This window comes from Algoriphagus kandeliae, assembly GCF_004571135.1.
Lineage (GTDB): Bacteria > Bacteroidota > Bacteroidia > Cytophagales > Cyclobacteriaceae > Algoriphagus > Algoriphagus kandeliae.
The window spans coordinates 149,727-164,208 of sequence record NZ_SPSB01000001.1; the positions used below are offsets into that span (position 1 = coordinate 149,727).

Annotated in this window: 11 protein-coding genes; 10 read left to right on the top strand and 1 reads right to left on the bottom strand. The window is 33.7% G+C overall.

Annotation, left to right across the window (positions count from 1 at the left end):
- Nucleotides 1-49 precede the first annotated feature (49 nt).
- From E4S40_RS00670 to E4S40_RS00680, 3 genes are read left to right on the top strand one after another with little or no spacing between them, the layout of a single operon-like run.
- Nucleotides 50-1,234, top strand: a complete 1,185-nt coding sequence (locus tag E4S40_RS00670; protein ID WP_135069359.1) for an O-antigen ligase family protein — start codon at nt 50-52, stop codon at nt 1,232-1,234.
- Nucleotides 1,235-1,254: 20 nt separating this feature from the next.
- Nucleotides 1,255-2,292: a glycosyltransferase gene (locus E4S40_RS00675; RefSeq protein WP_161971743.1), complete on the top strand. Its 1,038-nt coding sequence runs from the start codon at nt 1,255-1,257 to the stop codon at nt 2,290-2,292.
- 55 nt (nt 2,293-2,347) lie between these two features.
- Nucleotides 2,348-2,983: a WecB/TagA/CpsF family glycosyltransferase gene (locus E4S40_RS00680; RefSeq protein WP_135069364.1), complete on the top strand. Its 636-nt coding sequence runs from the start codon at nt 2,348-2,350 to the stop codon at nt 2,981-2,983.
- On the opposite strand, the gene E4S40_RS00685 is transcribed toward E4S40_RS00680, so the two are convergent.
- A complete protein-coding gene (locus E4S40_RS00685; protein ID WP_135069367.1) occupies nt 2,977-4,302 on the bottom strand; it encodes a right-handed parallel beta-helix repeat-containing protein in 1,326 nt (441 codons plus the stop codon). The two genes, E4S40_RS00680 and E4S40_RS00685, sit on opposite strands and share 7 nt — an antisense overlap.
- Before the next feature lie 106 nt (nt 4,303-4,408).
- Between E4S40_RS00685 and E4S40_RS00690 the strand changes: the two genes are divergently transcribed.
- From E4S40_RS00690 to E4S40_RS00720, 7 genes are all read left to right on the top strand, one after another.
- Nucleotides 4,409-6,040, top strand: coding sequence for a capsule assembly Wzi family protein (locus E4S40_RS00690; RefSeq protein WP_237563097.1), 1,632 nt, complete (start codon nt 4,409-4,411; stop codon nt 6,038-6,040).
- Between the two features lie 227 nt (nt 6,041-6,267).
- Nucleotides 6,268-7,566: a nucleotide sugar dehydrogenase gene (locus E4S40_RS00695; protein WP_135069373.1), complete on the top strand. Its 1,299-nt coding sequence runs from the start codon at nt 6,268-6,270 to the stop codon at nt 7,564-7,566.
- A 36-nt stretch (nt 7,567-7,602) separates the two neighbouring features.
- Nucleotides 7,603-8,430, top strand: a complete 828-nt coding sequence (locus E4S40_RS00700) for a polysaccharide biosynthesis/export family protein (protein ID WP_317129199.1) — start codon at nt 7,603-7,605, stop codon at nt 8,428-8,430.
- Between the two features lies 1 nt (nt 8,431).
- Entirely contained in the window at nt 8,432-10,798 is a 2,367-nt protein-coding gene (locus tag E4S40_RS00705) for a GumC family protein (protein WP_135069376.1), read from the top strand.
- 3 nt (nt 10,799-10,801) lie between these two features.
- Nucleotides 10,802-12,592 carry an ABC transporter ATP-binding protein gene (locus E4S40_RS00710; RefSeq protein WP_135069379.1) on the top strand — a complete coding sequence of 597 codons (1,791 nt, stop codon included), beginning with the start codon at nt 10,802-10,804 and terminating at the stop codon, nt 12,590-12,592.
- Nucleotides 12,589-13,545, top strand: a complete 957-nt coding sequence (locus E4S40_RS00715) for a glycosyltransferase (protein ID WP_161971745.1) — start codon at nt 12,589-12,591, stop codon at nt 13,543-13,545. Before E4S40_RS00710 ends, E4S40_RS00715 begins: the two co-directional genes overlap by 4 nt.
- A gap of 3 nt (nt 13,546-13,548) precedes the next feature.
- Nucleotides 13,549-14,481, top strand: coding sequence for a glycosyltransferase family 2 protein (locus E4S40_RS00720; RefSeq protein WP_135069385.1), 933 nt, complete (start codon nt 13,549-13,551; stop codon nt 14,479-14,481).
- Nucleotide 14,482: the final 1 nt, after the last annotated feature.

The following is a 14,482-nucleotide window of genomic DNA, read 5'->3' on the forward strand; positions in this document are numbered from 1 at the left end:
TCAGACTACCGAAATCCTTTTTTCCCTTATTCAGGGAATTCTTCTTTTTATGGCAATTACTTATTTATTGGTAGATTGCATAAATGGGGTTTTGATGCGAATTGGGATAGGCATCAGTATTTCTCAACTGTACAAAATGGGGATGTTGGCTGGAATGCTAAGCTATCTTTTATTCAAAAAGCCAATGATATTTTTGGCTTCATTCTCTTTAATACTTTTTTTTCTACTACCCTTACTTTTTAAAGCGATGCTGACTGGGGAAACTCGTACAGTCGTGGGAAATTTTGGATATAACCTTAAGCTTATCTTGTTCCCAATATCCTTTTTTTTCTTCTATAGTTTAGATTTTAACTCTCAAGGCCTTAAGAAATTTTGGAATGCCTTTATTTGGTTTAATTTCTGGCTGATTGCTGTAAATATTTTATTGGGTGTATTGGGAATAGGTTACAGTCAATATGATAGTCCGGAAGGACAGGGTATTGGAGGAAGAGGTTTCTTTTTTGCGGGAAATGAAGTCGCTGGGATCTTTTTGCTTTTTGCTAGTGCGGCTTGGTTTCAGACAAAAAATTGGACAGGAATTTTCCGATTTTTCTTTTTTCTCTTTCTTCTTGTTTTAGGGGTTTTGAATACTTCAAAAACAGCCATTTTAGGTATAATCCTAATCGTTGGATTATTGGAATTACCCAAGTTTCTCAAAAAAAGGATTACAATAGGAAGGTTTGTTGGACTATTGTCATTACCCTTCTTGGCGATGGGAATGGGAGCTTTAATAGTTTGGGGTATTCAGGCAACAGGCTTGATAGACCGGATTTTATTTTTTTACGAGCGTTTAGATTTATTGACCTTTATTCTCTCGGGCAGGAATCAGATGGTCATGGGAGCTATGTCCTTTTTTCCGACTGTCTATAGTTTTTGGGATTACTTATTTGGAGTAGGAAACCAAGAGTTTTTACAATTAATGGGAATCTATCATGGGGATCCCCATACCATAGAAATAGATTTTTTTGATTTGTTGTTTATGAATGGTTTCCTGGGTTTAGGCCTTGTTTTAGGTATTTTTCTTTGGGCTACAATCCGAAGTTTTAGTGGTTCTTTAACCGAATCGCCTATTTGGGCTGTAAACCTTATTCTGCTTCTGATCTCTTTTTTAGCAGGTCATATTTTTAACTCTGCTATGTTAGGGATTAGCCTTGGCGTTGTTAATGGGCTTGGTCCAAAAATTTGGAGAAGCTAAAAGTCTATATGATTTCAAATATGTACCCCTCGGAAAGCAGTCCGAATTTTGGGGTATTTGTAAGAAATTTCGAACATGAATTTCCCGATGACTCTATTCAAATAGTTGATAAAACAGTAATCTATGGGAAGAAAAAAGGATTTCGGTTACTATTAGAATATGTTCGATTTATTTTTGAATCTATCAAAAAATTAAATCGTGGAGACTTTGATCTCGTCTATGTTCATTTCCTTCAACATTCCTTGATTCCTTTTCACTTTTGGAAAAATTCTCATAACAAAAAAATCTTCCTAAATGCCCATGGGACGGATATATTGGGAAAAGGACGGTTTTATAAATGGATGAGAAAATGGAACCTTCCCATTTTTAGAAATGCTGATTTGGTGATTGTTCCTTCCGCTTTCTTTGTCCCCAAAGTTGAAGCCATTGGAGTGAATAAAGATAAGATTGAGATCTATCCTTCTGGTGGAATTAATCCCCAAATATTTTATCCCGGCGAATCTAAAAATAAGTTATTCAATCGGGTTGGTTATTTGGGTAGGCTAGATAAAGGAAAAGGAGTAGAGACTTTAATCCGGGCTTTTGCGGAATTGCCTCGAGAAAATTTATTACTCGAAATTTGTGGTCCAGGAGATTTAGAATTTGAGTTCAAGGAACTTTGCGAAATGCTTGGAATAACCTCAAGAGTGAAATTCAGAGGTAATATTCCCCGGCATAAAATCCGAGAAATCTTTTTGACTTGGGATGCATTCGTTTTTCCTTCGGAATTGGAAGAAAGCTTAGGATTAGTCGGACTCGAGGCCATGGCTTGCGGTTTACCTGTAATAGGTAGTGGAAAAGGTGGAATGGCTACTTATTTGAATTCAGGAAAGAACGGTATCGTTTTTGAGCCAGGAAGCGTTAAGGACTTAAAGGAAAAAATATTAGAATTTTACGTTCAAAATCAGGAATTTAGACAGAATTTATCTAACAGTGCAATTGCTACAGCCCACAGATATAGAGCAGAAGAAGTTAATTCAAGACTCCGAAAAAAAATCCATACCATCTTTCAATCCTGAGTTCAGGTTGGTTAATGGCATTCGAATTTTCGGATTTCCTGATAAAGGTTCGCTCATGGATTTTGCGCAAGGCCAAAATAAAATTTTGGTGGCAGTAAATGCCGAAAAAATCCGAAATGCCGACCCCGAATTAAAAGAGGTAATCAATCAAAACATTGGCTATCCGGATGGGGTGGGGGCTGTATGGGCTCTAGGTCAAAAAGGCTTACGAAATGTAGCAAAAATCCCAGGTGTAGAACTTTGGCTGGAATTTGTTCAAAGATATCATCTTGAGAAAAAATTCTATTTCATTGGCGCCAAAGAAGAAATCATCCAAGCTACGGTTGAAAAACTGAAATCGGAATTCCCAGGCATTAATCTAGTAGGATACAGAAATGGATACATTCAGCCAGAAGAAATGCTTGGCTTGGAAAAAACAATTACTGAAAAAAAACCGGATTTTGTTTTTGTGGCTATGGGTTCCCCGGCACAGGAACGCCTGATGACCAGGTTGTCAAATATTCACCCAGCCATCTACATTGGATTAGGAGGAAGTTTTGATATTTATTCAGGAAAGACCAAAAGAGCTCCGGAATGGATGATCAATTTAAAGTTAGAATGGTTTTATCGATTGGTGACTGAACCCAAACGTCTCGGAAGACAGTTGAAATTGGTTGGGTTTGTTAAAAACATGCTTTTAAAAAACTACTGAAAAACATCAGATCCTTTAGCAGATTTATGTTTGATTCGGTTGTTTTTTCCTTTTTTGGCTGCCGAGGTGATTTGATCCACCGAATAATCGTATAGTCCATATAACTGCGTTGCTTTGGATTGATTATCTAGACATTGATTTCCCTCGAAAATACTGTTTGACACATACTCTTTGATTGCAATAGCACCTCTAGTCGATAGGGTGACACCACGTTGATTGCCATTAATCGCTTTATTATTTATTACTTCTACATGATCCATCTGTCGAAAAAGAAAACCATGAAGACCACTATTTTCAGCAGTGTTTTTTTCGAAAAGAAGGTTGGAAGCTACTTCAGGAAAGGGGTGGGAAGCTACTTCAATTCCAAAACCATTTCCGCAGCCAAATGCAACGTTATTTGTCAGTTGGGTGTCAGATTGCGGTACATGGATTCGAAAGCCATAGTTGCTACAATTTTCAGCTCTAGAGTTTTCGATCAAAGCCCCCTTTTTATAGGCAATTGCAAAACCGGATCCGAATCCTTTTTCGGGAGAATCGCCTCCCTTGGCAGTACAATTTGAAACTCGTAGATTGTCGACTATCAGGTAGTAGCCATTGTCCTCAAACCAATATTCCGCATGGTTATTTTCAAAAACAATGTCTTTTCCACCTGCATAAAATCCAGTACCAGCATGGGAACTTTTGCTGTTTTTCACAAGCGAACCTGCATCGGTGACCAATATTCCACGAGGACGACCCGAATTATCCTTAGAGGTAAAGGTATGGGCATTGAGGGAAATCACCTGATCAATTAGATTGCCTGATTTTGCCCCTTTGAAGTCATAAAAGGCTGATCCATGCCAAGTGTTTTCAGTAGTTACAGATCGAATGGTTGAATTAGTGCAATTGCGAAGGCAAATCCCACCTTTTCCTCCACTGGCTTTTTTCTCAAAATTCCCATTTACCCGAATATGCTCAACAATAATTCGATCATTCAAAATGGAAGGATTGGTTGTGATTAGGCCTTGGGCTTTAGTGTTTTTCCAATTGCCGGACGTTGGATTCCGAAAGAAGAGAGTCTCATCTTGGGAAACTCCTTGAAGTTTTATGTTGGACTTTAGAATAATTGCATCATCTAATAGGAATTTACCTTCAGGAAATAGAATGGTACCTCCTCCTTTTTGGGAAAGGGAGTCAATTAATTTATTGATAATTATACTGTTATCTTTTTCTCCATTTGGATCAACTCCGAAATCCAATGCATGTATTTCTTGACAAAAAATGGTTGAAGGATACATTAAGGAAAAAGTAAAAATTACGATCCAAAAAGCCTTTTTCATAATATTGAAAACTTTGTTTTATAGATATCAATTTAGTTATTCTAAGGCAAAAACTGGGTATAATCGGATACTTTTTGTCCCAATAGTATTTTTTATCCTCTCAAATTTGGGATTTAGTCAAACCTTACAACCAAACTTTCCGGTACTTGAGGAATCTTATAGAAGAGGGCAAGTACTTGGCTTTAATCAAGATAATTATTCATTTAATGTTCGCCCTATAGATCTTGCCAAATTAAGTTTCGAAAAGGTGCTCAATGGGGATTATAAAAATGATACGCTTTCGATCCCGCATTCTAAAAACCGGTATTTCTCGATTCTTCCATTAAGGCAAACTGTTGCATTTAATACAAAAAGGCCTTACGGATGGGGAAATGGTCCTATGTTACCCAATGTAGGAGTTCAGACCTACACAAGTCTTGGAATATCTTTAAAATACTCAATACTCAGAGTTCAGCTAGCTCCTGAATTTGTTTATGCACAGAATCGTCCATTTCAAGGATTTTCTGGCGAGTTTCCAGAATCTGTAAATAGGGCTAGGTTTTTTTATTGGAGTTTTGGAGACTATCCGGAGCGTTTTGGAGATGAACCTATCTCATTCCTTTGGTGGGGACAATCCAAAATCACAATTCAGGCAGGCTTTTTAGAGGCAGGGGTTTCTACTGAAAATATTTTCTGGGGACCTGGACAATTTTCCTCACTGACATTTAGCAACAATGCTCGCAGTTTTCCTCACTTTACCCTCAGGACTAGTAGACCTGCCAAAACATTCCTAGGAAGTTTTGAGGGAGAAATAATCGTTGGCAGGTTGGAAGACTCTGGATATTTCCCATCCCAATTGCCGAATTTGAATCAACGATTATTTAATCGATTCACTGGAGATTACAAATATTTGAATGCAATTACCCTTACCTACCAACCGAAATGGGTATCGGGATTCTATTTTGGAATATCTAGAACCCATCAACAATACTCAGAGCAACAAGGAGAGAAATTTGTCGATTACTTCCCAATATTTGAGCCTTTTCAAAAAACAGTTTATGGCTTTGATAAGGATGGAGAGGGGAGGGACCAACAAGTAACATTTTTTGGCAGATGGGTGATTCCTAAAGGTAAATTTGAAATTTATTTTGAATATGGGAGAAGGGACCATGCTTATAATTGGCGGGAGGCAATCCTGAATCCTGAACATGCAAGAGCTTATTTGGCAGGATTTAAAAAACTTTGGTCCACATCCAAAGAAGGGAGATATTTTCAAGTAAGAGGAGAGATGCTTCATCAGCAGCAATCCGTTAATAGAACCATTCGTTATGCTGGATTTGGGGGAGGATATACTTGGCACACTCATGGACAGGCGCGTGGATTTTCAAATTATGGGGAAGCCTTGGGCACAGGACCAGGTGTTGGTTCGAATGTGCAAAGTCTTGAAATCAGCCAAATCACAGGATTAAATAAGAGAGGTTTGCTATTAGAGAGGTTGGTTAACCATCAGGATTTCTTTTACAGGGCATTTGTAAGAAATTCTTCCAAGCAGCCTTGGGTTGACTATAGTATTGGTTTGCTATGGGATCAAAAATGGAGTCATTTGATTCTCTCAGCCAAAGCCCAATATATTTATGCATATAATTATCAGTGGCAATCTGAACAGAATAGCAGGCCAGAATTTTACCAAGGAAAACACATGGGTGCCTTCTTTGGTCAATTTAGTCTACTATATTTTTTAAAAGGAAATAGCCATTAGAAATAGAAAGAATTGAAGGTTTTTTTTCAAGGCTTTTCTATTAGTTTTGCCCTGTATGTAAAGTGAGTAACTTTGGTACTCATTTATTCATTTTATACCGTTTTCTTTAACTAATTGTTTTTAGTAAAACTTTGAAAATGGCTTCATCAACCTTTTCTAGGTCTTTTTCTTTTGGGACTGAAAGGGCGAAGCTGTAAGTAATTAAAAGTAAGCATTTTAGAATTTGTATGTTGAAACCACTTAATGAATCAAAAATCGCCATCATTGGCTTGGGCTACGTTGGATTACCATTAGCAGTAGAGTTTGCCAAAAAATTCCCTGTTGTTGGATTTGACATTGATCAAAGAAGAATCAATGATCTCAATTCTGGTCATGACTTTACTTTGGAAGTCGAGGATGAGTTACTTCAATCAGTTTTATCAAAATCTAATCCAATCCCTGGCTCAGTAGGATTATACAATACCACGGATTCTGAGGATCTAAAGGATTGCAATATTTTAATTGTTACAGTCCCGACCCCTACAGACAGACACAATCGCCCAGTATTGACTCCGATGATTAAGGCATCGGAGAATATTGCAAAATATCTCAAAAAGGGAGATGTGGTGATTTATGAATCAACTGTTTACCCTGGAGTTACGGAAGAAGAATGTGTTCCAGTTTTGGAACAGGTTTCTGGTAAAAAATTCAACCAAGACTTTTTTGTAGGCTATTCTCCAGAAAGAATTAATCCAGGTGATAAAGAACATACTGTATCCAAAATTCTAAAAGTAACCTCAGGAAGTACTCCTGAAGTAGCAGAATATGTTGATCAGCTATATAAAACGGTGATCGTTGCAGGAACTCATAAAGCCTCATCGATAAAAGTTGCTGAAGCGGCAAAAGTTATTGAAAACTCACAGCGTGACATTAACATTGCTTTTGTTAATGAGCTTTCGAAAATTTTCAATCTACTAGGAATAGATACGCATGAAGTTTTGGAGGCTGCTGGTACGAAATGGAATTTCTTGAAATTTAAGCCTGGATTAGTAGGAGGGCATTGTATAGGAGTAGATCCTTTTTATCTTGCGCAAAAAGCTCAGGAAATTGGCTATCATCCAGAGATTATTCTTGCAGGCCGTCGCTTGAATGACAGTATGGGTAAGCATGTTGCTACTGAGACTATCAAACATATGATGCGCAAGGATTTGAAGGTGATAGACTCAAAAGTCTTGATTTTAGGGTTCACCTTTAAGGAAGATTGTCCGGATGTAAGAAATACCAGAGTAATAGATATTTACCATGAGCTCAGATCCTTTGATATGGATGTGGATGTTTATGATCCTTGGGCCAATGGAGAGGAAGTTAGACATGAGTATGGAATCGAATTACTTCCGGATTCACCCGTATTAGAATCATATTCTGCAATTATATTGGCTGTAGCACACCGGGAATTCAAAAACCTTAAAATAGCAAAATCCCCTCAACAAGTAGTTTTTGATGTGAAGGGGATTTTAGATAAAAAATACGTGGATGCTAGGCTATAATTATAGCATTATTTAAAAGAGTTAATTTAAAAAATTATGAATAAATACATTGGAAGAGTTTATGTTGTATTGCTAGTTTTTGCGTTTTCATCTTGTATTTCTAATAAGAAGCTCATCTATATGCAGGATGTAGAGGAGGACTCGCCTGTTGTTTCTACAGGAGAATTAATTGCTTATCAAACAGCTGAATATTTTTTGCAACCATTTGATATAGTAGACATTACTATTACAACTAGAGACGAAGAATTGAATGCTTTATTTTCACCATTCACTAATAATAATCAAAATATGGGGATGATGGGAGGAGGCGGACAAGCAGGAGGAGACGCTTTTTTTATGAATGGATATACATTGGATGACAAAGGATTTGTAGAGCTTCCTCTCATTGGTGAAATAGAATTGATTGGGTTGACTACTGAACAGGCACAGACAGTTATTGAAAAAGAGGTTTCTAAATATGTTAAAGAAGGAGAGTTTTTTATTAGAGTTAGGTTAGGTGGAATAAGGTTCAGTGCTCTTGGAGAATTTAATAGTCCTGGTAAAATCACTATACTTCAAAATAGAGTTACAATTTTTGAGGCAATTGCTGCAGCAAGAGATTTAAGTATATTAGCCAAAAGAGATGAAATAGTTTTGGTGAGGCAATATCCAACTGGATCACAAATTCACAGAATTAATCTTAATGATAAAGCCTTACTAGGATCGGAGTTTTATTTTATAAGACCCAATGATCTTATATATGCAGAACCTTTAAAAGTTCGTGAGATTGGAAATACCACTAATTTTATTCAATCATTAACTTTATTGACTACTACGATTACTGCGATTGCACTGATTTTGACTTTAATTTCGAATTCGAATTGATATGAATTTTGAACAGATAGATAACGACCTAATCCAAGAAAAAAATGAGTCCTCTTTTGACTTCAAAACTTTTGTAAACAAGCTAATAAAATTTTGGCCTTGGATATTGGTATCATTGATGATAGCTTTTTCTATTGCTTTTTTGATTAATAAAGTAACTGATCCTCTTTATAGATCATCCTCTAAGTTTTTCATTAAAGAGAAAGAATCTGCAATTGCACTATTTGAAAGACCCACGATCTCAGATGTGGGAAGTATGGGGCTTCAAAATGAAATGATTATCCTAAAGTCTAAACCTATCGCTCTTCAGACTTTAAGAAAACTTGATTTTGATATTGAATATTATCAGGCGGGTTCTTTTAGAAATACTAGACTTTATAATAATTCGCCTTTGTTAATTCAGGCCGAATGGGATAGCCCTCAGGTTATCAATGGTTTAATTGAAGTTTCATGGGAAAATGATTCGATTTTTACCTTGGGTTTTCCAGATGAAAAATATCAAAAATTATTGACAGACGGATCAAGCGTAATTTTAAAGAATATTCCTGAGTCACAGACTTATAAATTTAATGAATGGATAAATACTGATAACTTTTCATTAAAAATCTCAAAAATTGATATAGTCAAGGAAGGTAAAACCTTGTTTGTTTTACGTGATATCAATACACTTGCTTCAATTTATTCCAATAACCTAAATGTTCAACTTGTTGAAAGAGGTGCATCAATTTTAAACCTTGGGATAGTTACTCCCAATCCAATTATGGGTATGGTTTATCTTAATACTCTTATGCAAACTTATTTGGATCAAGAGTTGCAAGAAAAAAATGAGGTTTATGCAAATACTATTGAGTTTATAGATTCCCAGGTTTCTGGAGTGGCAGATTCTTTGAAATTTTTTGAAAATGAGCTTGAAAATTTTAGATCTCAGAATAGAATTTACAACCTTAGTACTGAAGGAGCTGCGGTTTTTGATAAAATGTCTGAGTTAGAGACTCAATTGAACAATGAACAATTCAAAAGGAGGTATTACCAGAATCTTCAAGATTATTTGATCAGAGAAAATTATAAAGATCTTGTAGTTCCATCAGGTATTGGAATTGATGATCCGATTCTAAATGGTTTGATACAAAATTTGCTAGCATTACAAAATGATAAATCAAGGATGTTAGCGACAATGACAGAAATGTCCCCAGCTGTAATTGAGATCAATCGGAAAATCCAAGATTCCAATAATTCAATTCAGGAGGTATTAAAAAATGTTGATAACAATTCTAAACTGTTAATTGAGGATTTGCAGGAACGAATTAATCAAATGGAGAATTCATTTAGGTCTCTTCCTGAAACGGAACAGAATTTAATCCGGATAGAAAGAAGGTTTAGTTTAAGTGAAAATCTTTACACTTATCTACAGGAAAAAAGAGCTGAAGCTGCTATCACAAAAGCTTCAAATACCGTAAATAATAAAATAATTGAACCTGCATCTTTTGGTTATTTAATTTCCCCTAGGCCTAACCAGAATTACATTGTTTCATTTATTATCGGTATTTTGTTTCCGGTTTTATTTGTCTTCCTGAGAGAGGTCTTTAGAACTAAAATAGAGGATTTGAAGTATCTAGAAAATCGATTAAAGGTTTCGGTTTTATCTACCATATTGTTTAATAGAGATGAAAGTAATTTAGTTGTTTTTAAACAGGGGAAATCTGGAATTGCTGAAGGATTTCGGTCTTTAAGAGCAAATTTGAAGTTTGTGTTACAACGAGATTCGAATTTCACCCTTCTTGTTACTTCAACCATTTCAGGAGAAGGAAAGACTTTTTGTGCTATAAATTTAGCTTCTGTTTATAGTCTCACGGGTAAGAAGACTGTCTTACTTGGTTGTGACATGAGAAAACCCAAAATTTTTCAAGATTTTAATCTTCAAAATGATAAGGGGCTTTCGAATATTTTAAGTGGTCAGATTGATGATTGGAAAGAAGTTGTTAAAAAAACAGAGTTTGAAAACTTAGATGTTCTTTTGTCTGGTCCTACTCCTCCAAATCCTGCAGAACTTTTGTTTTCAGAGAATTTTACAAAGCTTATTGAATCTTTAAAGGAAAATTATGACATCGTAATTTTAGATACTCCTCCAATTGGATTGGTAAGTGAGACAATTGATTTGCTTTCACATGTAGATTTAACTCTTTTTGTATTTAGGCAAAATTATAGCAAGCGTGCATTTATTGATTCTCTAAATGCTTTGAAAAAGAATAAGAAGCTTGAAAATCTATATGCAATATTCAATGGTGTGGATGTTAAAAAGTCTTCTTATGGCTATGGCTATGGTTATGGTTATGGTTATGGGTACTACAGTGATGATGTGAAAAAATAATTTATGTATAATCAAGTAAGATATTTTAAGTTTTTTTTCAAATATCTAAGGTTAAATATCTTTGTTCTTCTTTTTCTTAGTATTCTAGTGGGATTAATGGATGGTTTTGGTCTATCCTTATTTATTCCTCTTATACAGGCTGCAGCTGCAGATGATTTTGGGTATGATTCAGCAGCAGAGACGCTTGGAGATTTTGGATTTTTAATTAAATCAATAGAGCCTTTAGGAATTCCCTTAAGCCTCTCTCTAATTTTATCATTTTTAGTAATCCTTTTTTTATTTAAAGGATTTTTTAAATACTTAGAGATGTTCTATCGAGTGTTATTGCAAATTAAATTTGTTAGAAAAATAAGATATGAGCTGGTAGATGGTTTAGGTAAAATATCATATGAAAGTTTTTTAAAAATTAATGGAGGTCGTATTCAAAATACTATGTCCGGAGAAGTTAATAAAGTAATTAGTGCTTTTGGTTTTTATTTTAATACAATGCAAGGACTAGTACTTTTACTTGTATATATATTTTTGGCTTTCCTTTCTAATTTTCAATTTGCTTTAATGGTATCTATTGGTGGTTATTTGACAAGTTTTTTGTTTAAAGTTCTTTACAAAAAAACAAGGATAGCCTCTATAGAAATTACAGAAATTAGCCATGTTTTCCAATCTCTTTTAGTGCAATCGATTCATTTTTTTAAATACCTTAAAGCAACTTCTTATTTTAATGACTTTAAATCACAACTTAAAGGTAAAATAAATGATGTCGAAAAAGTTCAAAAGCGGATAGGGAATTATAATGCTATTTTAATAAGTTCAAGAGAGCCTATTGTTATTTTTATTGTTGTTTTGGTAATTTGGATACAAACAAAATTATTAGGAGCATCTCTGACCTCTATAATTCTTAGTATATTATTCTTTTATAGGGCATTAAATTACCTTCTTACCGTTCAAACAAGTTGGCAGGGATTTGTTGGTCAAATTGGTGCAGTTGAAGCTGCGAAAGATTTAATTCAAGAATTTAAAACTAATGAAGAGAATTTGACAAATAAGCCAAATTTAATTCAAGAAAAATTGGGTTTACATTTGAAAGAGGTTTTCTTTAATTATGACAATTCCAAAAATATACTTTCTAGTATTAATTTAAATATTGAACCAAATAAAACTTATGCTTTTGTTGGATTAAGTGGTGGGGGGAAAACAAGTTTAGTGAATCTAATTATTGGTCTTTTAAGTCCAAAATCTGGTTTTTTTTTGGTTAATGGTAAATCTAGAGGCGATTATAATTTGGATTCTTACCGACGAAAATTTGGCTATATAACTCAAGAGCCAGTAATTTTCAATGATACTATATATAATAATGTTACATTTTGGGCCTCCAAAACACCTGAAAATCTTAAATTATTTTGGGAAGTATTAGAATTGGCTCATTTAAAATCGGTGGTATTAGAATCTTCTCTAAAGGAAGATACAAATCTAGGAGATAATGGAATGTTATTCTCTGGTGGACAAAAGCAACGTATTTCAATTGCAAGAGAATTATTTAAGCGTTGTTCTATTTTGATTTTTGACGAAGCTACATCAGCATTAGACTCTGAAACCGAAAGAATCATTCAAAAAAATATCGAAAGTTTAAAAGGGAAGTATACAATAATTGTAATTGCCCACCGATTAAGTACTGTTAAAAATGCCGACCAGTTAATTTTACTAGATAAAGGAGAAATTATTTCTATAGGAACTTTTGATGAAGTTTATGAGTCATCTCAGGCATTTCAAAGAATGGTAAATCTTCAAGAATTTTGACAAAGAATAAGCCACTTGTTTCAATAGTTGCAATTTGTTATAACCATTCAAGGTTTTTAGAAAAAACACTTGATTCAATAAGAAATCAAACTTATCAAAATCTAGAGGTTCTAATAATTGATTCTTTTTCAAGTGATGGTTCTTTTAAGTTGATAGAAAATTACGTTAAAGAAAATGATCTTGGAACTTGGATGCTACATCGGCAAGAGAGAAAAACTTCCATCTGTGAAAATTTAAACTTAGCATTATCTCTAATAAATGGTGAATATTACCAAGTAATTTCCTGCGATGATATTATTCACCCGAATAAAATTGCAATTCAAGTAAATGAATTGATTGATCGAAATTATGAAAGTATAGGGCTTATTTATTCTGATTACAGCCATATAGATGAGGAGGGTAATCCTATAGTAGAGGAGCAATTTATACTTAAAAAGCATGGGTTTTCAAAATTGAATTTACCTCCTTCAGGATATGTTTTTTGTGAAATTTTGGGAACTTGGTTCATACATACCATTACTTGTTTGATCTCAAAAAAAGCAGCAGAAAGTATCGGCGGTTATGATGAAAATTTAAGTTATGAGGATACTGATTTCATTCTTAGATTATCAAAAGAATTTAAATTTATTGCGGTACTTAACGAACTTGCATACTATAGAATAGTTAGCGATTCTTTATTTAAAACTAGATCTATTGATTTTTATGTTTCCACTTGCAAACTTTATTTAAAACATAGAGGTGTTCCTGTATGTAACTCTAAAGTAAAAAGGTTAATTAGTCATTACTATGATACCTTATTTCAAATGGATCCTTATGAAGCTCTTAAAATTTATTTAGAATCTTCTTCTTCTGATTTTGAATTTTATATACTATGGTATACTAATTTTTTTAGACTAACTGGAAAAAAGGAGTTTGCACTTAAATTTAAGTCAGTTTTAAAAAAATTAATCTGATTGATGAAATTGGTTTCTATTATAATTCCTCACTATAATTCGAGTGGATTTCTTGAAGAAACGTTAGAAAGTGTTTTTAATCAGACTTATACTAACATTGAAATAATTGTTGTAGATGATGACAGTGATTCTAAAGAATGGAACAAACTAAAAGAATTACAAGATAAATGGAATGAATTAATTCTTTATAAGAGGCCATCATTTTTGATTAAAGGTGCAAACTCCTGTAGGAATTTTGGACTTTCTGTAGCTAAAGGGTATTTTATAAATTTTGTTGATTCGGATGATATATTAATGCCTGATAAAATTGAAAAACAAGTTCAATATTTTGAATCTAATCCAAATTTAGGGATGGTTGTTTGCAAAACTCAATATTTTAGGGATAGGAAATGTAATCTCAAGTCTATTCTTCAAAAAGTTAATTTTGAAAAGAATTCAGACTATTTAAAATTATATTTATCTAAGAATGCAGTTTGGTGTACAAATTCTGCTTTAATTAAAAGAACTTCAATTGGTGAAATTAAATTTAAAGAGGGGCAAATTGATGCTCATGAATGGTTGTTTTTTATTTTTCTTATGCTCCAAGGAATTAAAATTAATGGTTTAAATGATATTTTAGTCTTGAAAAGGATTCATCAAGATTCGATCGGCAGATTAAATATTATTAATAAGTTACCAAGTCTCATAGAGTCTCGTGAGATTATTTATTTAAAATTAAAAAATATTAATAATACTGATAGTGTTATTTATACGGACTTGGTGATTAAAGACATTAATTCTTTATTAAAAACTATTGCAAAAAAAGGTCAGTATAAATTATTTTTTAAATCTTTAAAAACTTATCATCTAACTTTAACTCAAAAAATTAGAGCCGTCTTTATTTATTTTATATTCGTTATATTTAAAAAAGGTGATACTTTTAAAATTATTAAATAAT

What these genes read in the sequence shown, in the direction of transcription:
- E4S40_RS00695 (WP_135069373.1), top strand. Translation starts at nt 6,268, where the DNA reads ATGTTGAAACCACTTAATGAATCAAAAATCGCCATCATTGGCTTGGGC.
- E4S40_RS00705 (WP_135069376.1), top strand. Translation starts at nt 8,432, where the DNA reads ATGAATTTTGAACAGATAGATAACGACCTAATCCAAGAAAAAAATGAG.
- E4S40_RS00685 (WP_135069367.1), bottom strand. Translation starts at nt 4,302, where the DNA reads ATGAAAAAGGCTTTTTGGATCGTAATTTTTACTTTTTCCTTAATGTAT.
- E4S40_RS00680 (WP_135069364.1), top strand. Translation starts at nt 2,348, where the DNA reads ATGGATTTTGCGCAAGGCCAAAATAAAATTTTGGTGGCAGTAAATGCC.
- E4S40_RS00700 (WP_317129199.1), top strand. Translation starts at nt 7,603, where the DNA reads ATGAATAAATACATTGGAAGAGTTTATGTTGTATTGCTAGTTTTTGCG.
- E4S40_RS00710 (WP_135069379.1), top strand. Translation starts at nt 10,802, where the DNA reads ATGTATAATCAAGTAAGATATTTTAAGTTTTTTTTCAAATATCTAAGG.
- E4S40_RS00675 (WP_161971743.1), top strand. Translation starts at nt 1,255, where the DNA reads ATGTACCCCTCGGAAAGCAGTCCGAATTTTGGGGTATTTGTAAGAAAT.
- E4S40_RS00720 (WP_135069385.1), top strand. Translation starts at nt 13,549, where the DNA reads ATGAAATTGGTTTCTATTATAATTCCTCACTATAATTCGAGTGGATTT.
- E4S40_RS00670 (WP_135069359.1), top strand. Translation starts at nt 50, where the DNA reads ATGGCAATTACTTATTTATTGGTAGATTGCATAAATGGGGTTTTGATG.